The following is a 20737-nucleotide window of genomic DNA, read 5'->3' on the forward strand; positions in this document are numbered from 1 at the left end:
ACCTTGTAAACTTCCGGCAACATGCTGATTTTACTGTCCACAAACCACTGATCACTGACCACTGCTTGGTGCAAATGACTTTTTGCATCAAGCTCATTTCTGCTCCATGGCCTTTTTCAATTGTTCCCCCAAGCTTCCCATGGGAGCTTCCTGCACGGCGTGGCTCTTCCAGTCATCGCTTTGCTCGGCGTCCGGCACCCCCAGAGATATGCGTCTTTTTTCCAGATCCACGACATCAATGGCCACCGGGAGCGTATCTCCGGGTTTGGCCTTGCCGTAAACATCGTCTTCGGAGCGTTCCAGCCGTGAAGCCGGAAGCAGCCCAACAACCCCGGGTTCGAGCCGGACGAACATGCCGAAGGCTTCTCTTTTCTCCAGTATGCCCTGCACAACCTGGCCTTTCTTGTATCGGTCGGTCAGTCCGTCCCAGGGGTCACCCTCGGCGTCGCGCATGGACAGTCCGATGCGTTTCGTCTGCAAGTCAATGGACTTGACCATGACCGGGACCATGTCACCAACGGCCACCACGTCGCCGGGCTTGTGCACGCGCTTGAGGTAGCTCATTTCGCTGACGTGCACGAGACCCTCGATGCCCGGAAGGATTTCGACAAAAGCACCAAAGGGCGCGAGGTTGGTCACCCTGCCCGTGATCTTGGCGCCGACCTGCACCTCCGCGGCAACTTGCCCCCAGGGGTCTTCCATGGCCTGCTTCATGGACAACTCCACCCGGACCTGTCCCTTGCCCTGGTCATCGACCTTCAGCAGTTTCACGGTCACCTGATCCCCTGGCGCAACCACGTCCTCGGGGGAGATGTTTCTGGACCAGCCCATTTCTGAAACATGGACCAAGCCCTCAAGGGCCGGGGCAACCTCCACGAAGGCTCCGAAAGGAGCAAGGCGGGTAACCGTACCCTGCAGCACGTCGCCGACCTTGGTGCGGTCCAGGAACTCGGCCAGGGAGTGGGCCTGTTCCAGGTCCAGAAGCGCTCTTCGGGAAACCACGATGTTCCGCCCCCGCTCCTCGATGCGGGTGATCAAAAACTGCATGTTCTGGCCCACGAGGTCGTCGGGGTTGGTCACCGGACGCTTGTCCACCTGACTCAGCGGACAAAAGGCAATCTTGTCCAGCACGCGGACCCGGAAGCCGCCCTTGCAGACCTCCTTGATTTTGCCTTCCACGGGAATGCGCTCCTCCATGGCCTGCTGCAACTGCTCCATGCCGCCCTCGCCGCCCAAGGCACGCGCAAGCCGGATCTGACTGCCCTGCATCGAAACCACGTACAACTCGACTTCATCGCCCTCCCGCATGGTAAACGCCCCGTCCTTATCCAGAAGCTCGTGCTTATCAATCACGCCGTCGCTCTTGGTCCCGGTATCCACATAGACCATTTCCTCGCCGACAGCGATGATTTTGCCCTTGATCCGGTTGCCGACCCGGAGTTCCGGTTTCATTTCCATTTCAGAGGCTTCGAACATTTCGGCAAAACTCTGTTCCATTTGCGAATCGGACATACGATGTGCTCCTGTGCAAGGTCGTTTTTCTGCGTCGAGACGTTGGCTGGTCAAAATGTGCAGTTTTCGGGAAATCCCGTATTCAGTATAAGAAATGTCTAAAGCGGGCTTTCCCCGCAACCCCAGTTATCAGTTTTGTCATCTGGTTCATCCTGATAACTGATAACAAATAACCGATAACTATTCAGTACATAATGTGCGATCTGCCTCCGACATCGGGGTCGGTGTCGGGGTCGGAATCGGATTCGAAAATGTTGAAAAGATCTACGCATGGCTCCGCCTGCGATCCCGATACCGATACCGACGCCGACTGCGATGCTAAAGTCCACAAGGCAGTGGCATGCTAATAAATACTAACCGATAACAAATTCTTGTTTTGTGACAGGCTTGAAGCAGTATGTCACTGTAATCCAACCAGATTGATCGCCCTGGGCATGATGCATGGAGTAGGGAAATACATCCGGTGACATATTTGTCAGTCAGCCACCCATTTGCGGATGGCGTTCAGTTCCTGGGACCATTCAGGCGAGAATCGCAGCTTCAGGAATTGCAGAAACATCTGGTCGAAAAAGAACAGGCCCCGTTCGAGAAGATACATCTTTTCCAGAAAAGGACCGTCGGGATCCTGCCCTTCTTCCAATTTGAACTCAACCTTGGGGGTCTTGAAGCCGCCCGTGGAAAAATCCTCGGCCTTTACCGTGACCTGCCAGCCCTGACCGTCTTCATCCATTCGCAATTTAGCCTGATGAACCTTCTTGCCCCGTGCCAAACCGGTCTTGGCCTCGTGCAGTTCACCGCCGGGACCGCTACAGATCGCGGATTCCAGGTATTCGCCTTCTCCACTCTGGACCATGACCCGGCCCTCGAAGATCAACCCGAACGCCACACCGTCCATGGTCTGCCACTGCCCGTTGTTACGCACGCTGCGAAACCAGGCCCAGGTCAGAAATTCCTGCCCCAGGGCCAGGTCCTTGGCCTTGATCGTTTCCAGGGTCACTGGGAAGCCTCCCGGGCTGGAATGAAAACCGAACCTTCAAAGCTTGTCAGATGACCTTCAGCCCCAGCCCCCAGCATCTCCAGACCCAGGACGACCGGCGTCAAGGGCTCCAGTTCGGACTGAAATGTCCGGGCGAACAGATCTTCAAAAAGCGTGCGGACCTTGCCGTTGGTGGTGGCCAGGTACACCCTGTTGTCGCGTACACTCCAGACTACATCGAAGACAGCCGGAATCGGCAGACTGCGCATCAGCAGTTTCTGGCGCACCTGCTCGCGCAGTTCGGTTTTCTGATCCTTGGGCACGAACTTCTTGCCCTCCTGGGCAAGTTGAGCCTGCCGTTCCTTCAAGGCGATCATCCAGTGCTTCTTGAACACCGCGGGCGGAATGCGGCGGGTATCCAGGCGAAGGGAAAACGCCAGGTAGGGCCCCTTCTCCGGACCGGCCGCGGCCCATTCCACATCCAGAAGGTCATCGAAACAGACCCACCCGAAGGATCGCTCCTCCATGCTCTGATCAATATCCACAAAGGCGAAACTCTTCAATCGCCTGGGAATTTCTGTAAGAACATCGTCCCCGACGTCATCCGGCAATCTGTATCTCGTCAACCCCGTACTCGCGGAAAGAAAGCCCACTCACAACTCCTGTTCCTGGATACAAATTGATTTTATCGCGCGTTACTACTCAGCTTGAAGGTAATTGCTTCAATAAGACCTGACAGCCTGCCCCCAAAGTTCCGTTTTGCCTGGATACCGGCCTGCGCCGGTATGACAAAATGGAGTGCCACGTGGCAAGTTCCTTCGGTCGTCACCCCGGCGTAGGCCGGGGTCCAGGTGTTTCGTATAGTTAATTGCCTAGTGTTATTGAGCAGTTACGGGGCAAGACAGTTTTCAAACTTGCGGCAAGCATGACCTGGATTCCCGCCTTCGCGGGAATGACGTTGTTTCTCATGCCGTCGCCGAGTCAGTCATGTACGCACAGGCTTGTACCCAGCCCATTAATATTCGGACGAGCTGAGCAGTTACGATCGCGCTGCGTTGGCTTCAATTGCCAAACAGTTTCCGGCCCCGATAACCATTAACTGATAACAACCTTCCCCGTGCTCCCCGTGCGCCCCGTGGTTCAATCTACGGCGGCTCTTCTTGCTCCGAAAATGTCGCAAACGCATTATTGAATAACGGAATACCCTTCCACGTGATCCTGTTCCACGATCACCGTGTTGGTCAGCAAGGCGATATCCGAAATTTCCACCTGCACCTCGTCTCCAGCATGCAGGGGGCCGATTCCGGGAGGCGTACCAGTCAGGATAACATCCCCGGGGAGCAGGGTCATCACATGGGAGGCAAAGCTGAGCAACTCCCAGGCGCTGAAAATCATGTCGCCGGTGTTGCCGCTCTGACGCACCTGCCCATTGACCCTGGTGACCAGCGTCAGTTCGGAAGGATCGGGCACTTCCGTCTCGATCCACGGTCCAATGGGCGCAAAGGTATCAAATCCTTTTGCCCGCCCGTATTGGCCGTCCTTGGTTTGCAGATCCCGGGCGGTAATGTCGTTGGCGCAGGTATACCCGAAGATGTATTCCGCGGCCTGGGTCGCGTTGACCCGCCGGCAGGGCTTGCCGATGACCACGGCCAATTCTCCTTCATAATCGACCCGAAAGGACTGGACAGGCAGGACTATGGGCTGCCAGGCGCCGATGACCGCGGAAGGGGGTTTGAGAAAAAGAACCGGCTCATCCGGAACGGGTTGGCCCATTTCCTCAGCGTGGGCATGGTAGTTCAGGGCCGCGCAGATGATCTTGCTCGGGGCCACCGGAGGAAGCAGGGCAATCTGATCCAGACCAATCGGATCGTTCAACCCCATGTCCTTGTTCAGACACATCACATGATCCGGTTGCAGGGTGGCATAGAACGTCTTCCCCGCATATTGAACTCGCACGACACGCATAAAAAACTCCCTGGAGGTTTCAACCAAATAGGTTGCGCTTCAGCAACTTCTTGGCAATTGCTCAAAAAGATTGGTAGCCTTTCCGCCGTGACTCCGTGCTGTCCGGATACCGGGCTGCGCCGGTAGGACTAAAAAAATATCTCGATAGCGAGTTCTCTGGATCGTCACGACGCAGACCGGGGTCCAGGTGTTTTTGTTTGGTCCACGTGCCTGGAGCCATACGCAGTTACACTCCTAAAACTCAAGGTGAAAGCTGGTCGATCTTGTCTCGGTGTTGCGCCGTTACTGTCCGATTGAGCCGGACTCGTTCCACGCCGACATGCTCAGAGAAACCAGAGGCCCTGCGCCGGAAACAATTTGGTGTCGGCTCGCCAGGACCAAGCCCTTCCGGCGAGAGACTTGTCCGGCCTGGCTGGCCTCTGCCACGTTACACCCCGACGACAACGGGCAAGACCACGGGGTCGCGTTGCAGCACCTTGCGGAAAAAGCTACGCAAAACTACTCGTATTCGTTCAGCATTTTTCTTGGGCGAGGCTTTGGGATTGGATTCGAAAACATCCAGGATCAGGCACTTGGAGTCGTCCAGAACGTGTTCGAACTGCTGCTCAAAAACAAAGCCCTTGGTAATCATCTCCGGACCAACGAGGATGTGTCCCGTTTCCTGATCAATGACCAGGTGCACGACCACCAGTCCTTCCTCTGCAAGCAATTTACGTTCCTTGAGCACGCTGGCTCCCACGTCTCCGACTCCCTTGCCGTCCACCAGGGTCGAATCCACCCGAATTCGATCCTCAAAGCGGATGCCCCGCTCGAAAAAGGTCAATGGCTGACCGTTGTCCAGAACAATGGCTCGTTCCGAAGCCACCCCACATTCCCGGGCCAACTGGCAATGCTTCACCAGGTGACGGTACTCGCCGTGGATGGGTACGAAAAACTTGGGCTTGACCGTGTTCAGCATGGTGGCCAGTTCTTCCCGGTGGGCATGGCCTGAGGCGTGGATGCCCTGCACCTTTTCGTACAACACTTCGGCGCCCAGCCGATAAAGGTTGTTGATCACCCGCGATATGGCCTTGGTGTTGCCGGGAATGATCCGTGAGGACATCAATACCAAGTCCCCTTTATGAATCTTGATCTGGCGATGATCGCCCTGGGCGATGCGCGTCAGAACGGAAAGCGGCTCCCCCTGTGACCCGGTCACAAGAAGCACGAGCTTGTCGTCGCGCATGTTGTCGATATCTTCAAGGGAACAGGTGGCGTCCGGTGCAGCCCGCAGGTAGCCCAACTCTCGCGCCAGGCCGATATTGTTCACCAGGCTTCTGCCGCTGATGGCCACCTTCCGTCCGGTCAAGGCCGCCAGGTCGAAAACTTCCTGCATCCGTTGAATATGGCTGGAAAACAAGGTGATGATGATCCGGCCCTCGGCCTGACGAAAGGTCCGCTCCAGGGCCGCCTTGATCTCCATCTCGGTCAGAGTCACGCCGTCGCGTTCGATATTGGTGGAGTCCGAAAGCAGCAAGTGCACGCCCGGCTCGGAAAAGGCGGCAAAGGCATCCAGATCAGTAAACTGGTTGTCCATGGGCGTCAGGTCGATCTTGAAGTCACCGCTGTGCACGATGCGTCCCACCGGAGTCTCGATGCCCAGGCCGAAGCCGTTGATGATCGAATGGCACACCGGAATAAAATGGACCGTGAACGGACCCAGTTTCACCTGATCCCCACCGGAAACCTGACGCAGATCCACATATTTGTTCAGGTTGTGCTCCCGCAGCTTGTTATCCAGCAGGGCCAAAGTGAATGACGAGCTGTAGACGGGAACATCCACATAGGGCAACAGCCACGGCAAGGCTCCGATATGGTCCTCGTGACCGTGCGTCAGAATGATTCCCCGGATCTTGTCTTTCTTGGCCAGCAGGGTTTCAAAGCGCGGGATCAGAATATCCACGCCGTAGTGGTAATCACTGGGAAACATGAGCCCGCAATCGATAACGATGATGCTGTCAGCGGATTCCAGCAGCATGCAGTTCATTCCGATCTCGCCCAGCCCTCCCAAAGGGGTCAGGGTCACGGACGTTTCTTGGTCAACCATTCATCAGTCTCCTTGGAATGCGTGTGCATGATATTCCACATATCCTGCTTTAATCGTTCACGATCCTTGATCGTGTAATTGTCCTTGGTATCAATTGCGGGAAAGAAGCGAACCGCGACATGCCCCGGCCTGATCCTCCAGGAAGGCTTGGGCAGGACGTCGTGGCTTCCGGAGATCAGAACTGGAACCACGGGGCGACCGCTCTTGATGGCCAGAATCATCGGGCCGATCTTGAACTCGCCAAGCTGGGCGAACCGGGAGCCTTCGGGAAAGATGAGGATCGAGGCGTGCTCGGACTTCGCAATCGCATCCTGGATGCTTTTCATGCCCCGGCGGGGATTGTCACGGTCAATGCCGATATAGCCGATCCGGGTCATGGCCTGGCCGAAAAACGGGATGCGGAAGAGGCTTTCTTTGGCGACAAACCGAAAATGATGCCCTTTCAAGGCGACCATAAGGACAGGGATATCAAACCAGCTCTGATGGTTGACCATGAGAATGTACTTGCCTGAAGGATCAAAGCCGCTCCGGTCCACATGGACCTTGACCCCTGCCAGACGACAGACAAGCTCGCCCCAGAAGGTACCGACCCTGCTCGGGAGATTTCCACTGGAGTCAAAAAAGGACAGCGCAATGGCGATGATTGCAAGAAAGATGGTCAGCGGAAAAAAGAGAAGATAAAATGGGATGATGGACAACATTTCATTGAAACCTGTAGCCGGTTGAGGTGAAAATGTAAATGCGGTCGGCGGCGAAGCATCACGAAACCGCCCCCTGAATCCTTGGTAATCGAAATAAAATCGAAATCCAAATCGAAATCGCAATCGAAATCGGTATCGTTATCGCAATAGTTTCATGATCTCTTTTGTTTATTCGTTTGTAACTACTCAATAACTCCGGGCAGTGAACCATAGAAAAAACACCTGAACCCCGGCCTGCGCCGGGGTGACGACCGAGAGAACTCGCTTTCGAGGTACTCTACTCCGTCATACCGGCGCAGGCCGGTATCCAGGCAGCACGGATCCGCGGTGGTTGTTTACCCTGCCTTATTGAGCAGTTACATTCGATTGTGACTAATCAGCAGAGCCAGAAAAAGACCTGGATATTGATCATGCACCGTATGTGCTGAGTAGTTACATTCGATGTAACTATTCAGTTCATCCGGAGGGTGGTCATTCACCTGCACTGGATTCCGGCTTTCGCCGGAATGACTTATCGTGGCAAGCTGCATCTATACAGTCATACCGGCGAACGCCGGTATCCAGATTTTTTTCGCGGATGTGCTGAATAGATACCATTCGATTTCGATTGCGATTGCGATTTCGATTGCGATCGCGATTACATGCGAGATGAGCTGGATACCCGTCCTCGGAATGAACGCAAATTCAAATGAGAGCCTTGAAACCAGCCGGTCATTTCCTGCTCTTGTAGGGCAGGATGCTGTTCAAGGCGGCAATATCCTGCATTTCCATGCGATTGTACTCCGGAATGTAGACTTCCATCACTCCGTGCAGACGGGGATCAAAAAATTTATGCAGGCTGTAGTTGGGCGCGGAGACAAAACCGCGCAGTGCCTTGTGCACCCCGCCCATGCCGGGATCGAAGAGTCGAAAACCCTGTTCGATCATCCACTCCATGGGCCGGTAGTAGCAGAGTTCAAAGTGCAAAAACTCCACCTCCTTGCGCGTGCCCCAGTAGCGGCCATAAAGACGATCTCCGGCGGCGATCAACAGCGACATGGCCACCGGCTGATCGTCGCCCGGTTCAAAGGCGGCGATGATCAGCACGTTTCGGCGGAAAGTCCGGCGCAGTCCCTGAAAGAACTCCGGCGTCAGGAACTTGCAGCTCCATTGCCCGAAGCGATCGTTATGCCGGGCATAGAATTCATACATCAGCTCGAAATACGGCTCCGGTATCTGCTCGCCCAAAAAAAACTTCGTGGTGATGCCCTGTCCGGCCAGGCGCGTTCGTTCGCGACGCACGTTGCGGCGCTGGGTTGCCTTCAATCCCGAGAGGTAATCGTCAAAACTTGCAAACCCGGGGTTGAGCCAGACAAACCCCTGGTGCAGCCAGACCTTGTATCCCAAGGTTTCCAGGATCTGTCCCCAGGCCGTGGTCACGAAATGAAACCCGCAACCCGATACGCCATGCTCCAGGGAAAATTTTTCAATTTCCAGGCTCATGGCCGTGCTGAGCCTGGACTGGTTCACGTCCTCGGCCATCAGGAACCGATACGCCGTGACCGGACTGAAAGGACTCATCCCCACCAGCTTCGGATAATAGCGCACCCCCATGCTGGAAGCCAGTTGAGCCCAGGCCTGATCAAAGACGAATTCCCCGTCACTGTGGCTCTTCAGGTACAAAGCCGCGGCGCCGACCATTCGGCCCTGGCTGTGCATGGTCAGATGCCGGGGTTGCCATCCGTTTTGGGGAGTGACGCTTCCGGACTCTTCCAGCAGGTGCAGCCATTCCCAGCGCAGAAAGGGAATATCCCGCTCCCGGCAGAGCATGTTCCAGTCCCGCGGATCAATGTCCTCAATCCGATCGTGCCATGTTACGGTCAGAGACGGTACGGCGGTCATAGTACTCCTCGCAGCAGCACCACGGCCAGAACGCCGGCGCCCAGGGCGGCCATCAGATTGCGGGTCAAGCCGGCGACGATAGCCGTTGCCCCGGCGGCCAGACGTTCCGCCAACGTTCCGTTCACCAGATTGGGAACCACAATGGCCACCAGAATGGACGCCGGAACATGTCGTAAAAAAGCCTCGACCCGGGGAGTGGGCGTGACCCGGCTGATCAGAAACAGCCCCGCCGCCCTGGTGAAGTACGTCGCCGCGACCATCCCCAGAAGGACGATAAAGACATCCAGGTTGGATGCGACGGCTCCGGACTCAAGACTCATGACGCCATGCTCCATACAGCCCGCCGGCCAGTCCGCCACAGAGAATATACCATTTGCCGGGCAGGACAAGGACGCCGATCCAGGCCGCGCCCGCGGCCACCAGCCAGACCGGAAGATCGCGGCGTCCTTTCCAGAAAAAAATCAGCAGACTGATGAAGACCGCGGTGAAGGCGAAATCCAGTCCCCATCTGGCCGGATCGCTCAAGGCCGAACCGACGAAATATCCGCTGGACGCTCCCAGGCAGGTAGCCGTGAACCAGAAAACATAGATGCACAGCCCAGACCCGAGCAGAAAACCGACGTCCCGGCCGCCGCCGGCCATCTCCCGCATGGACAGGGCCCAGGATTCATCGGTCATGAAGAACAGGGAACTGTAGGCCTTCCATGGCGCGATTCCGGTCAGCCAGTCGCGCAGGGCCGCGCCCATGAGCACATGACGCAAATTGACGATGAACGTGGTCAGGACAATGCCGAGAAAGGGCAGGACCGGGCCCCAGAACTCCAGGACCATCAACTGGGAAGCGCCGGCAAAGACGCTCAGGCTCATGGCCCCGGCCTGCACGGCGCTCATCCCGGCCTGCACGGCCAGGATGCCGAAAACCAGCCCATAGGCGAACACGCTCAAGCCCAGCGGCAGACAGAGCTGAAAACCGCGCCGGACACCGGAGAACGTGAACAGAACAGGATCGGACTTTTCCAGGTAATTGGAGACTTCCCGACGCCGCATGATCAGGCCCTAGCCAGGGCCATGCGGCAGGCATGGGCGAAGTCTTCGGGATAATGTCCGATGATGCTGCGCAGCTGCGCCTCGCTGAAACCGCCGGGCGCATAGGGCAGCTTGGGCAGGAAGGCATAGAGCAGGCGCTGGTCCGTGTCGTCCGAGTCAAGACGGCGGGAATACTCGATGCTCGTGACCATGCGCGCTCCCAGCCCCTCCAGAGCCTGCTGGGCCTTGAGCAAGGCCTCGTCCAGGGCCTTGCGGCAGGCCGTGTCCGCCTCCAGCAGGTGACCGATCGGCCCAAGGGGCATGAGTTGCAACTCAAAGGCCGATGTCTGCGCTTTAGGCACGAACAGCAGCACCTGTTCATCCTCATATACCACCAGGCTGGATTCTCCCGGCCTCCCATCAGTGCGCTGATTCGACCGAATGGCCCGCAGGTAGTCCGTAAACAGCCCCCGGCCGGTTTCACGGCGGTAGGCGGACACGGCATCGGTCACCAGATCGCCGCAGGCAAAGGCATGCGGATCCCGACCCGGCTCCCGGTCTTGATCGGCGGCCGACGAGGTGGACGCAACCGTTTTCGGAATCAAGGCGAACTGCTGGTGAATCTGCTGGTGCGAGGCATGAAGGCGATAGCCGCTGGGCGCAAAGTCGAAACCAAAATTCCAGCCCCACAATGTTGCGGTGTACGGCAGGCCGCGACCTTGCTTCGCCGCCTCGGCCATCCGCTCCACGATCCCCAGACGCAGTTCTTCCAGTGACTCCTCGCTCAGTATACCGCGACGCGGAACATCAAGATCCAACATTTGCGCAAGACGCAGATACGTCCGCTGGTAATACAAATGACGCAGACCGCGCATATCCTCCACATCCAGATCCCGGACAGCGTATCGCACTGCATCATGGGCCATGTTCGCCGCGAAATGTCCCCAGGGAATGTAGCTGTTGCGACGCAGGTACTCGAAAACATGCGTCCCGCCGTCGCCGCCCCCCACATCGCCGACAATCTCGCTGTCGCCCTGGACTCCGGGCTGCAATACCATGGCCACCTTGTAGGCATCGGGCAAATACGGGTTATTGGCCACGGCTTCAAAGAGATCATGATTATGAACCACGGCGCGCGCTCGTCCTGAATCGTCCTTTGTGTAACGCAACCCCTTGGGTTCTGCGGTTTGCGGATCAAAGAGCAACTCGCAGCACGATTCCGCCAGGATTCGCAAATCCTCCGGGTCCGTGGACGTGGTGGCCACCGCCGCCAGAATTGAATCCGGAAGCAGACCAAACAACTCTTTAATTCCTTGTTTTGTAATCCCGTCGCCGGACCATGAACTCACCGCCCGGAACAAGGAAACCTCTTGCTGTCGCGGCAATGCAATGGACTTGGGATCACGCGCCTTGGCGTCGGCCCAGGAGGAATCAATATACGTCGTGCCCCGAAACGCAAAAGCATTCGGAATTTCATAAATCGCCCCGGCCTGGGGTACGTCAACGTCGCCTTCCGGAAAGTTGCGCCGATTCTCCACCCGCTCGCCATCAAAAGTCAGCCCCAATTCCGCATGATGATCGGCGCCGCGCATATTGGCCACGGAATAGGAAGGTCGATGCACGCCGTACCGGAACATCCCGTCAGGAGAAATGCATGTTCGTATCGTCATATGATGTAATAAAAAATGTAACTGCTCAAAAACTTGTGGCAATCAACGGTTAAATCCAGGGAGCGCCGCACCCCAGTGCGGCAGCGGTTTAACGCACTCAGGACAAAGTTCCGGCTGGTGCGTGGCCCCAGTAGCTGAATCACGAAACTCCATCCCGGAGACACTAAATGACGCATTCCCGTTGAGCTAATTTTCCCGTACCCGCCCTCGAAAAGGTGACAAGCGGCAGGCCATACTCTACCTTGCCCCCCAGGAGAAGCACCCATGTCGTCAAAAAAAAATATCCCCTTGCCGGAGACGTTCGCCCTGCCCCATGTGGGCGTGGAAACCCATGCGCACCTGGACTTTCCTGACTTTGCCGAAGACCTGGATCAGGTCCTGGAGCGGGCCGGGAATGCAGGCGTGGCCTGGATTGGAAATATCTTCCTCTCGGTGGAGGCGTATCAGGCCCATCAATCCAGATTATCCGCGTCGCAAAACATCTTCTTCACCCTGGGCATCCATCCCCATGAAGCATCCACCGTCAATTCCCGTGTCCTGGCGGACATGAACGCCCTGTTTGCCGACGACGCCAACCTGCGAGCCCTGGGTGAAATCGGGCTCGATTTCTATTGGAACCGCAGCCCGCACGATGTTCAGATCCGCGCATTCCAGGACCAACTGGCCCTGGCCAAGGAACGGGATCTTCCTGTGGTCGTCCATAGCCGTGAAGCTGAAGAGAAAACCCTGACCATCCTTCAGGACATGGGCTTCACGGATCGTCCTCTGCTCTGGCATTGTTTCGGAGGCGATCCGGATCTGGCCGAAGAAGTCCTGGCCCGAGGCTGGCACATCTCCATTCCCGGGCCGGTCACCTTTCCCAAAAACACCGCGCTTCATGAAGCCGTTACCAGAATCCCGCTCTCGCGAATGGTTCTGGAAACGGATTGTCCCTTTCTGACCCCGATGCCCTTCCGGGGCAAGCGCAACGAGCCGGCCTATCTCTGTTATACGGCCCAGGCCGTTGCGAATCTACGCGGAGAGTCAATTCCGCGGATCTGGGAATCCTGCGCAAATACGGCGCGGGAGTTCTTCAATTTGCCTCCGGCCTGACCGGTTGGGGTGCATCAGCCCGCCCCAGAAAGGTTATCCGGCGCACATCCCCGGCCTCGATTTTCATCTTCCCCCAATCCGTCAGTCCGTAAAACATCAGGTCAGGCTGCATCATGAATTCACTGGTGGATTCATTACGGAAGGATACCCGGGCCATGACCTGATCATCCTGGACATACATCCGGACTTCACGAATCTCCGCGAAATCCAGGCTGATCTGCGCCCTGCCCGCGGTGACCGGAATCAGGGTTAAACCGTCCATGGAAAAATCATGTAGCCGGAAGGACACGTCATCAGCGTCTATCAGTTCCACCAAAAAGGATCGCTCCGGCCTTGGTATCTTGGTCACCACTTCCGTATCCCCGAAGCCACCCATGCCCATGCACAACCAGGCCAAGAGCACCAATACCGCAACCCACCGCGTCATTCTTGAGTGATGTGAACGACAACGCATAGCCCCTCCATATCTTGGCAACAATATTTATTCAAATATAATATATAGTTAAGCTAAACGTCGGTAACTGCTCAATAACTTGCGGCAATCAGCGGGGGCAAATCCTGGGAGCGCCGCACCCCAGTGCGGCAGCGGTGTAACGCATTCAGGACAAAGTTCCGGCTGGAGCATGGCCCTCAGTAGCTGAATCACGAAACTCCATCCCTGAAACTCCTTCCACGGTAAACCTCATCGCCCGATCTTTTTGAGCAGTTACAAACGTCGTTTCTACCCATCATTATTTCCAGAAATCCAATCTCATCTCGCACCGATTCCAGAAATTCCCGCACTTCCCGCTCCTGTTCCGGAGCAAAGACCAGTTTTATCACCGCCGATTGCGGACTGATCGTGGTCAGGTAGGCCAGATTGTCGTGGGCCTCCAGGAGAAATTTCAGAAAAGAGATGTTGCTGGGGTCGATCTGCAGATACATTCGACAGGATTGCCTTGAAGATCCAATGGCAAACCCAATGGCAGACGCGTGTGGAGCGGACATGGCATGTTTCTACTGCAACATGCCTTTGGGGACAAGGGTGATTGCCTGGGCTGGAATGGCTTTTGAATCATCAGCTGCAAGGAGAGAGAACCATGCAGATTTTTCCCTCATTTCCAGCCACTTCCAGGGCATCCGGCAATTCGGTTCCCGGCGGAGACATTCCGCTGTTCAACCTGGGAAACAATAATTTCGAGGATGTCTTCGGCACTTTCATGCCTGCTCCCCAGGAGGAGAATCGGCATCATGCTTTACTTCCGGAGCCTCTTCCTCCCCGTGAAAACCCGATCCAGGAACAACGGCAACACCCTGCTCCACCGTCCTCCGTGCATTCGGATCCGCCTCCAACCCCGCTGCACCTGGACAAGCCGGCCAACCGGGAAGATTTTGCCCGGTTGCGGGACAAACTGGAAAAGCTTGGCGTGGATCAGGAGACACTGGACCAAATTGAGGATTTGTATGATCAGCCCGGTACGGTAACTTGGCGCCAGGTTCTGGAAGTGCTGCGCGAGCCTCTGAAGGAATTGGCCAAAATCAAGATTTCTCCGGAACAGGAACGCAACCTGCTCAGCCTGTTCGACAAAATCGGCTTCTCGCCGGAAGATGGATTGAACCTGGCCCAGGATATCCTTGATAAAAACTTCGACTCCGTCTGGAGCCGCATCCAGCACACTCTCTCTTCCCTGACCGGCAGCGAAAAGATTTCCATTACTCCCGCGGAAATTCTCTCTCTGCTCCAGGTGCTTGGCTTGAAGGTCGGAGCAGGCACTCTGGAGAGCGGCGGCTCAGCCGGCAATGATCCTGTCAAGGTTCCCGAAAATGCGATGTCGCGTCTGGCCAAGCTCCTGGGGACCGATACCGAAGGCCTCTCAAAACTGGACGGCAAGACGCTCGACACCATGCGCAGGCTTGCCGAAGCCCTGAGCAAGGGCGAGTTGAAAATGGATCCAGAACTGCGTGCCGCCCTGCAAAACATGATCAAGGACAGTCATCAGAACATATCCAGCCTGGAAAAGATCATCGCCTTGGCAACGGAAAAGGAACTCAGCCCGGAAGAACTGAAAAAAATCCTGGCCCAGATCAAGGATGCCGTCACTTCCAGGGACCAGGCGACCAGTAATTCCAAAGAACAAATCCTGGCCGAGGTACAGAAGGCCATGGCAGCCGGCGAGGGCAGGGAACAGCGCCTGAATGCCGCGGACAACGGCGCCAATGCGCCCCGCGTCTCCATGACCGAGGCAACAAACGCGCTGAAGATGGCGTCCCAAGGTGGAGACGGCAAGGATTCCGGCATGATGAATCAAAACGCCGGCCAGGGATCGGCCAGGGACAATCCCACCGCTCAGAACAAATCCGCTCAGGGCTGGGAATCGTTCTGGAACAAAATCAATGTCCAGAATACGGGAGAAGCCGCCGGAACCATCACCAAGGATGCAGGCCCTGATCTTCGAACAATTCTCGGCCAGACAAATTCAGCCAACAACGCCGAAACCGCAGCCAAACGGATCATTTCCAACGCACCGGCTCCGCATCGCAGCGTGCTCAACCAGGTTAATTCAGGCCTGCTCCAGAACTTGGGCCAGGGCCGGCAGCAATTGACCTTGCAGCTCAACCCTGCAGACCTGGGCAGCCTGACCGTCAACCTGAAGGTCGTGGGCAAGGAAATCCAGGCCGTACTCCGGGCAGAAAGTTCCGAGGCTCGGCAAATCATCGCCGAAAACATGCCCCTGCTCCGCCAGTCCCTGGAATCCCAAGGCCTGCGCGTCACCCGCCTGGAAGTCTCGACCCAACTGCAGGACCAGAGCCAAAACCAGTTCACCCAGCATTGGCACGGTTCGGAGGGTCAGAAGTTTCAGGAGCAAGGAGCCAATACCCAGTGGGCCGCCCTGGGGCGGGGTCTGCTGAAAAACAGTGCTTCGGGAATAAATGTTTCCTCTGAAGAGGCATCAATTTTGCTTGATTCGTCCCGAGAAGGCGGAATTAACCTAGTCGCCTAGCAAAATTTTCCTCTTTCCGGGAGCAGCGCCATGCCCACCAGCCCAACTTTTGCCCCACAGACCAGTAATCTCATTGGTCGCGCGGAAACCGACCACGCGCCATCAGGACCGCGAACAGGAGATCGCTCCGCGCTGGATAAAGATGCGTTCCTGCGCTTGCTGACCACGCAGCTGGCGCATCAGGATCCGCTGAATCCTTTGGACGACAAGGAATTCGTAGCCCAGTTGGCCCAGTTCTCCAGCTTGGAACAGATGAGCAATATGGCCGAAGCCATGACCGAAATGAAGGATGCCGTTGAGCGCCAGGAAATGCAGGGCGCTGTTGGGTACATCGGCAAGGAGGTCATGGTCGAGGGGCGCAGCATCAGCAAGGAAGGCGCGGTAACGAGTTCCTTTGCCTATACGCTTCCGGACGTGGCTGAAAAACTCTACCTGAACATCTTCGACAACCACGGCAACATCGTCCGCACGGTGAAGATGCCAGGACGGATGCCTGGAGAGCACCAGTTCTCCTGGGATGGCAAGGACCATCATGGCAATGAACTGCCTGACGGCGTGTACACCGTGTCCATGGCCGCGGAGGGCAAGAACGGTGAGCCGATGATGGTTTCCACCAGATCCAGCGGCGTGGTCTCTGGTGTGGTCAATGATGACAATTCGGTATTTCTCCGTCTTGCCGATGGACGGAGAGTCAACTTCCGTGACGTCAAGGAAGTCGTGGGAACCGGCACGGGAACGGATCCCGCCACCCTGACCTCCCAGCTTCAAAACCTGACCGGCGGCATGACGGGTATGAACGGTATTCTCTCGGGTATGGGCAGCACTCAGGATCTGATGGGGCTTCTGAGTTCTTGAGTTGCGCGATAGTCGGCCACAAACCTTTCCCAAGAATGATAGACAATCACCTGCACGTCCGGACTCCGGACAAGCACCAATTAGAAGGAGAACCACCATGAGTCTCACGGCATCAATGTGGACCGGAGTCAGCGGCCTCAAGGGCCATGGTCAGAAGATGGGCGTGATCGGCAACAACATCGCCAACGTGAGCACGTTGGGGTTCAAGGGCTCGCGTCTTCACTTTGAGGACTTCATGAGCCAGACGGTTAATACGGCCGGCGGTGCGGGCCAAGTGGGCCGCGGCGTCACCGTGGGTACTATCCTAGGCGACTTCAGCCAGGGCGCTCTTGAGTCCACCAACGAGGCCACAGACGTGTCCATCACGGGCAATGGCTTTTTCATGGTCAGCCCCCCGAACGAGGAGATGATTTACTACACCCGGGCCGGCAACTTTCGGTTCGACAAGGACGGCTACTTCATTAATCCGCAAGGGTATAGGGTGCAGGGATGGGGCATGGACGGCGGAGCCATACAAGGTGTACCCGGTGACATGCAATTGGAAAATTTTCAGTCCCCTCCGGCACCGACGGCGAATTTACATATTATTGCCAATCTGGATTCACGTAGCGACCAATTCGATGCGGCAGCAGGAAATATCTGGCAATTGGGTCCCGGTGGCTGGGATGGCGCACAGAATCCTCCCATCGGAGCAAACAACTATACATATCAATCCACGTTGCGAGTTTATGACGAAAATGGCGGTGGGCACAACTTGACTGTCTATTATCGGCAAAGAGAACCGGAGGCTGGTGAAGATCCAGCGCAGAAATATTGGCAATTCATCGTGACCTGCCCTCCTGATGAGGACATGCGTAATGATGGAAACGACGGAGCTATAGCTGGACAACAAGTTGCCGGACTGCTCTTCCATGGTGAGATGATTTTCAATGCCGCCGGTGAATTCGCAAATTTAAACAACCTTTTTACCTATCACGACCCCGCCAACCCCGGCAACGCCCCCGCTGCCAGAGCAATCGATCCAGCCGATCTTAGAAACGGCTATCCTCTCATTTATGCCGATTTTCTTGGTACGACACAAGGTGGTGGCGCTGCACAACCTATTGAATTAAATCTCGGAGCGACACTGGATCCATTAGGTGCGTTTGATCAACGTGAAGCTTTGTCCTCCACCAGCTATTCCAGTGGCTCCGCAACCCTATTTCAGACCCAGGACGGCTATACCGCCGGTTTTCTGCAGAACGTGTCCATCAGTCGTGACGGCGTAATGACTGGTCGTTATTCCAACGGCCAAATAGAGGAGTTGTTCACGTTGACGGTTGGCGACTTCAACAACGTTTGGGGGCTACGGCGAGAAGGCGGCAACCTCTTTGCCGAGACCAGGGATTCCGGTCCTGCCTATACCGGGGTCGCCGGCACGGGGAGATTGGGTGTAGTGTCCTCCAACTCCCTCGAACTCTCCAACGTCGACCTGGCCACTGAATTCGTCAAAATGATAAGCACCCAAAAAGGCTTCCAGGCCAACAGCAAGACCATCACCACTACCGACATGATGTTGGATGAAGTGATTCGGATGAAGCGGTAATTCGAAATATACGCTTTAACGTAAACAGGCCGGGAGTATCTGCTCCCGGCCTGTTTGCGTTTGATGGGGTGGAAAGCGAAAGTCCAGTAAATTATTCCGCCTGCGGCTCTGATTTGACTGGCTCGTCCTTGACAGGCGCTTCCTCAGCTCCACCAACCGCCCGCTCCAAAATCCGATACGTCCGCTCCACCATATCCCTTGGCTCAATCAACAACCCGGCCTGGACCATGGCGTTGTCAAGAATCTGTTCGGCGACGGTTCGGGCAAACGTGTCGTCTTTTTGCCTCAATGCGGCCAATCCCTTGATCAGGGGATGGCGGGCGTTGATTTCCAGGTTTTTTGCGGACATGGGCAGATCGCCTTGGCGGCCGGCGGCGCGCATGATGCGTTCCATGGAGCTGGTCATGTAGGCGTCCGGGTTGACGATCATGGCCGGGCTGCCTTCGAGGCGTTTGGATTCCTTGACTTCCTTGACCCGCTCTCCCAGGACCTCTTTCATCCATGCGGCCAGATCCGTGGCTTCGGCCTTGTCCAGTTCCTTCTCCGGCTCTTTTTTTTCCGGCTTGTCCTTTTCCTCTTCCAGTTCCGGCAGTTCGATGTCGCCGCGGTCCGCGGAGACCAGCTTCTTGCCTTCGAACTCCGCGAGGTGCCCCATCACGAAGTCGTCGATGGGATCCATGGTGTAGATCACTTCCAGGTTGCGCTTGCGGAAGGCCTCGATGTAGGGGCCGGCTTCGATGGATTCGCGGTTGGAGCCGTGGATGTAGTAGATTTCCTTCTGGGCGATCTTCATCCGGCCCAGGTAGTCCGCCAGGGAAGTCAGCTTGCCCGGCTCCGTGGTGGAGGACTCGAAACGCAGCAGCTTGCCCAGGCCTTCCCGGTGCCCGAAGTCGCTGACAATGCCTTCCTTCAGGAAGTAGCCGAAATCCTGCCAGAATGTTTCGTAGGTTGCGGCATCGTTCTTGGCGGTTTCTTCCAGGTGCTTCAGGAACCGTTTGGTGACCACGGTGTTGATCTTGCGCACCAGGGAGCTGTCCTGCAGGGCCTGCCGGGAGATGTTCAGCGGCAGGTCCTCGGAGTCGATGACGCCTTTCAGAAAGCGCAGCCATTCCGGGAGGATGGTCTTGGAGTGCTGTTCGATGAGCACCCGCTGGCAATAGAGGTTCACGCCCGGCTCGGTGCGGCCCAGGCCGTACTTCTCGAAATTCTCCTTGGGCACGAACAGCAGCGCCTTGATGGCCAGGGGCGCGTCCGTATCAAAGTGCAGGCGCAGCAGCGGCTCGTCGAAGGCATTGCCCACGAACTTGTAGAACTCCGTGTATTCCTCGTCCTTGATCTCGCTCTTGCTCTTGGTCCACAGCGCCTGAACCGTGTTCACGGCCTCGCCGTCCAGGCTGATCGGGAACGGGACGAAACTGGAGTACTGCTTGATGATCCGCTTGATCCGTTCCGGGTCCGCGAATTCTTCGGCATCGTCCTTGAGTTCCAGAACGATGGAGGTGCCCCGGGGCAGATCCGAGGCAGGGGCGATGGTGTAGCTTCCGGCGCCGTCGGATTCCCAGACATGACCCGGCTCCGCCTGCCGGAATGATCGCGACGAAACCCGCACCTTCTTCGCCACCATGAAGGCGGCATAGAAGCCCACACCGAACTGGCCGATCAGGTTGACGTCCTTGCCGCCTTCAGCAAGCTGGGACAGGAACGTCTTGGTTCCGGAATGGGCGATGGTTCCCAGGTTGGCTTCCAGTTCGCCGCGATCCATTCCGATGCCCGTATCCGTCACGGTCAAGGTCTTGGCATCCTTGTCCACCGTGATCTTGATCTCCAGGGGCAAATCCGGATCCGCGCCGTCCTGCTCGGTCAAGCTCTGGTGTCGGTACCGTTCCAAGGCGTCCGCCGAGTTGGAAATCAGCTCCCGCAGAAAGATTTCCCGCTCCGTGTACAGGGAGTGGATCACGATATCGAGAATCTTCTTGACCTCAGCCTGAAATTCTCTCGTTTCAACTGTCTGTGCTTCCGCGTTCATAAAAATGCTCCCTCGCTTGTCAGATGAAATATTACGCTTCTCGACCAAAATGAGGGCTCATCCGGTTTGTGCGTACGTGGTCAATCGATAAAATTTTAATGGGAACCGCCCGCTTCGCTCAAGGCGCGGAGGACGCCAAGGAAAACACTTTTCCCGTCAGGCATGAAGCCTTTTGACTTCCGCATCTTTCCAGCGGAAGTCAAAATCTTTTTCTTCTCGGCGTCCTCTGCGCCTCAAGCGAAGCGAGCGGTTCTAATTTTCCAAAGTACGTTCCACCCGGATGAACCAAAAAAGAGGCCAATAAATAATTAATTATCCTACGACGTCAACCTGTTCCTGGCCGCAAAAAAAGCCTTTCGCCGGCTTGATCAGGACGGCGTT

At 56.4% G+C, this 20737-nt stretch carries 17 protein-coding genes; 4 read left to right on the forward strand and 13 right to left on the reverse strand.

Features of this window, described 5'->3' with window-relative positions; translation table 11 throughout:
• Positions 1–93: 93 nt before the first annotated feature.
• The 10 genes from ACYQ15_RS06000 to ACYQ15_RS06045 all read right to left on the reverse strand — a co-directional run bounded on the left by ACYQ15_RS06000 (position 94) and on the right by ACYQ15_RS06045 (position 11817).
• Entirely contained in the window at positions 94–1512 is a 1419-nt protein-coding gene (locus tag ACYQ15_RS06000) for a 30S ribosomal protein S1 (RefSeq protein WP_459936618.1), read from the reverse strand.
• Between the two features lie 475 nt (positions 1513–1987).
• The gene (locus tag ACYQ15_RS06005; protein WP_459936619.1) at positions 1988–2509 is read right to left on the reverse strand and encodes a hypothetical protein; all 522 of its coding nucleotides are present in this window, start codon (positions 2507–2509) and stop codon (positions 1988–1990) included.
• Positions 2506–3141: a recombination-associated protein RdgC gene (gene rdgC, locus ACYQ15_RS06010; RefSeq protein WP_459936620.1), complete on the reverse strand. Its 636-nt coding sequence runs from the start codon at positions 3139–3141 to the stop codon at positions 2506–2508. The genes ACYQ15_RS06005 and rdgC overlap by 4 nt, the downstream gene beginning before the upstream one ends.
• 532 nt (positions 3142–3673) lie before the next feature.
• The gene (locus tag ACYQ15_RS06015) at positions 3674–4453 is read right to left on the reverse strand and encodes a fumarylacetoacetate hydrolase family protein (RefSeq protein WP_459936621.1); all 780 of its coding nucleotides are present in this window, start codon (positions 4451–4453) and stop codon (positions 3674–3676) included.
• 427 nt (positions 4454–4880) lie between these two features.
• Entirely contained in the window at positions 4881–6539 is a 1659-nt protein-coding gene (locus ACYQ15_RS06020) for a ribonuclease J (RefSeq protein WP_459936622.1), read from the reverse strand.
• Complete coding sequence (locus ACYQ15_RS06025) at positions 6515–7240, reverse strand: lysophospholipid acyltransferase family protein (protein WP_459936623.1); 726 nt, start codon at positions 7238–7240, stop codon at positions 6515–6517. The genes ACYQ15_RS06020 and ACYQ15_RS06025 overlap by 25 nt, the downstream gene beginning before the upstream one ends.
• 711 nt (positions 7241–7951) lie before the next feature.
• A complete protein-coding gene (locus tag ACYQ15_RS06030) occupies positions 7952–9121 on the reverse strand; it encodes a GNAT family N-acetyltransferase (RefSeq protein ID WP_459936624.1) in 1170 nt (389 codons plus the stop codon).
• A complete protein-coding gene (locus ACYQ15_RS06035) occupies positions 9118–9441 on the reverse strand; it encodes an AzlD family protein (protein ID WP_459936625.1) in 324 nt (107 codons plus the stop codon). The genes ACYQ15_RS06030 and ACYQ15_RS06035 overlap by 4 nt, the downstream gene beginning before the upstream one ends.
• Complete coding sequence (locus ACYQ15_RS06040; protein ID WP_459936626.1) at positions 9431–10168, reverse strand: AzlC family ABC transporter permease; 738 nt, start codon at positions 10166–10168, stop codon at positions 9431–9433. The genes ACYQ15_RS06035 and ACYQ15_RS06040 overlap by 11 nt, the downstream gene beginning before the upstream one ends.
• Before the next feature lie 2 nt (positions 10169–10170).
• Positions 10171–11817 carry a hypothetical protein gene (locus ACYQ15_RS06045; protein WP_459936627.1) on the reverse strand — a complete coding sequence of 549 codons (1647 nt, stop codon included), beginning with the start codon at positions 11815–11817 and terminating at the stop codon, positions 10171–10173.
• Positions 11818–12081: 264 nt separating this feature from the next.
• On the opposite strand from ACYQ15_RS06045, the gene ACYQ15_RS06050 reads away from it, so the two are divergent.
• Complete coding sequence (locus ACYQ15_RS06050; RefSeq protein ID WP_459936628.1) at positions 12082–12909, forward strand: TatD family hydrolase; 828 nt, start codon at positions 12082–12084, stop codon at positions 12907–12909.
• Here the strand turns inward: ACYQ15_RS06050 and ACYQ15_RS06055 are convergent.
• The gene (locus ACYQ15_RS06055) at positions 12890–13336 is read right to left on the reverse strand and encodes a hypothetical protein (protein ID WP_459936629.1); all 447 of its coding nucleotides are present in this window, start codon (positions 13334–13336) and stop codon (positions 12890–12892) included. The genes ACYQ15_RS06050 and ACYQ15_RS06055 overlap by 20 nt on opposite strands.
• Before the next feature lie 215 nt (positions 13337–13551).
• Positions 13552–13896: a DUF4911 domain-containing protein gene (locus ACYQ15_RS06060; protein WP_459936630.1), complete on the reverse strand. Its 345-nt coding sequence runs from the start codon at positions 13894–13896 to the stop codon at positions 13552–13554.
• 92 nt (positions 13897–13988) lie between these two features.
• Here ACYQ15_RS06060 and ACYQ15_RS06065 point away from each other — a divergent pair, with 92 nt between their 5' ends.
• The 3 genes from ACYQ15_RS06065 to ACYQ15_RS06075 all read left to right on the forward strand — a co-directional run bounded on the left by ACYQ15_RS06065 (position 13989) and on the right by ACYQ15_RS06075 (position 18330).
• Positions 13989–15890 carry a flagellar hook-length control protein FliK gene (locus ACYQ15_RS06065; protein ID WP_459936631.1) on the forward strand — a complete coding sequence of 634 codons (1902 nt, stop codon included), beginning with the start codon at positions 13989–13991 and terminating at the stop codon, positions 15888–15890.
• 30 nt (positions 15891–15920) lie between these two features.
• Positions 15921–16745: a flagellar hook assembly protein FlgD gene (locus ACYQ15_RS06070; protein ID WP_459936632.1), complete on the forward strand. Its 825-nt coding sequence runs from the start codon at positions 15921–15923 to the stop codon at positions 16743–16745.
• 97 nt (positions 16746–16842) lie between these two features.
• The gene (locus ACYQ15_RS06075) at positions 16843–18330 is read left to right on the forward strand and encodes a flagellar hook protein FlgE (protein WP_459936633.1); all 1488 of its coding nucleotides are present in this window, start codon (positions 16843–16845) and stop codon (positions 18328–18330) included.
• Positions 18331–18421: 91 nt separating this feature from the next.
• Here the strand turns inward: ACYQ15_RS06075 and htpG are convergent, their stop codons facing one another.
• The gene (gene htpG / locus ACYQ15_RS06080) at positions 18422–20356 is read right to left on the reverse strand and encodes a molecular chaperone HtpG (protein ID WP_459936634.1); all 1935 of its coding nucleotides are present in this window, start codon (positions 20354–20356) and stop codon (positions 18422–18424) included.
• Positions 20357–20737 lie beyond the last annotated feature (381 nt).

This window comes from Desulfonatronum parangueonense, assembly GCF_054656975.1.

What these genes read in the sequence shown, in the direction of transcription:
- ACYQ15_RS06065 (WP_459936631.1), top strand. Translation starts at nt 13,989, where the DNA reads ATGCAGATTTTTCCCTCATTTCCAGCCACTTCCAGGGCATCCGGCAAT.
- ACYQ15_RS06015 (WP_459936621.1), bottom strand. Translation starts at nt 4,453, where the DNA reads ATGCGTGTCGTGCGAGTTCAATATGCGGGGAAGACGTTCTATGCCACC.
- ACYQ15_RS06035 (WP_459936625.1), bottom strand. Translation starts at nt 9,441, where the DNA reads ATGAGTCTTGAGTCCGGAGCCGTCGCATCCAACCTGGATGTCTTTATC.
- ACYQ15_RS06055 (WP_459936629.1), bottom strand. Translation starts at nt 13,336, where the DNA reads ATGACGCGGTGGGTTGCGGTATTGGTGCTCTTGGCCTGGTTGTGCATG.
- ACYQ15_RS06070 (WP_459936632.1), top strand. Translation starts at nt 15,921, where the DNA reads ATGCCCACCAGCCCAACTTTTGCCCCACAGACCAGTAATCTCATTGGT.
- ACYQ15_RS06060 (WP_459936630.1), bottom strand. Translation starts at nt 13,896, where the DNA reads ATGTCCGCTCCACACGCGTCTGCCATTGGGTTTGCCATTGGATCTTCA.
- htpG (WP_459936634.1), bottom strand. Translation starts at nt 20,356, where the DNA reads ATGAACGCGGAAGCACAGACAGTTGAAACGAGAGAATTTCAGGCTGAG.
- ACYQ15_RS06000 (WP_459936618.1), bottom strand. Translation starts at nt 1,512, where the DNA reads ATGTCCGATTCGCAAATGGAACAGAGTTTTGCCGAAATGTTCGAAGCC.
- ACYQ15_RS06075 (WP_459936633.1), top strand. Translation starts at nt 16,843, where the DNA reads ATGAGTCTCACGGCATCAATGTGGACCGGAGTCAGCGGCCTCAAGGGC.
- ACYQ15_RS06045 (WP_459936627.1), bottom strand. Translation starts at nt 11,817, where the DNA reads ATGACGATACGAACATGCATTTCTCCTGACGGGATGTTCCGGTACGGC.
- ACYQ15_RS06040 (WP_459936626.1), bottom strand. Translation starts at nt 10,168, where the DNA reads ATGCGGCGTCGGGAAGTCTCCAATTACCTGGAAAAGTCCGATCCTGTT.
- ACYQ15_RS06020 (WP_459936622.1), bottom strand. Translation starts at nt 6,539, where the DNA reads ATGGTTGACCAAGAAACGTCCGTGACCCTGACCCCTTTGGGAGGGCTG.
- ACYQ15_RS06025 (WP_459936623.1), bottom strand. Translation starts at nt 7,240, where the DNA reads ATGTTGTCCATCATCCCATTTTATCTTCTCTTTTTTCCGCTGACCATC.
- ACYQ15_RS06050 (WP_459936628.1), top strand. Translation starts at nt 12,082, where the DNA reads ATGTCGTCAAAAAAAAATATCCCCTTGCCGGAGACGTTCGCCCTGCCC.
- ACYQ15_RS06030 (WP_459936624.1), bottom strand. Translation starts at nt 9,121, where the DNA reads ATGACCGCCGTACCGTCTCTGACCGTAACATGGCACGATCGGATTGAG.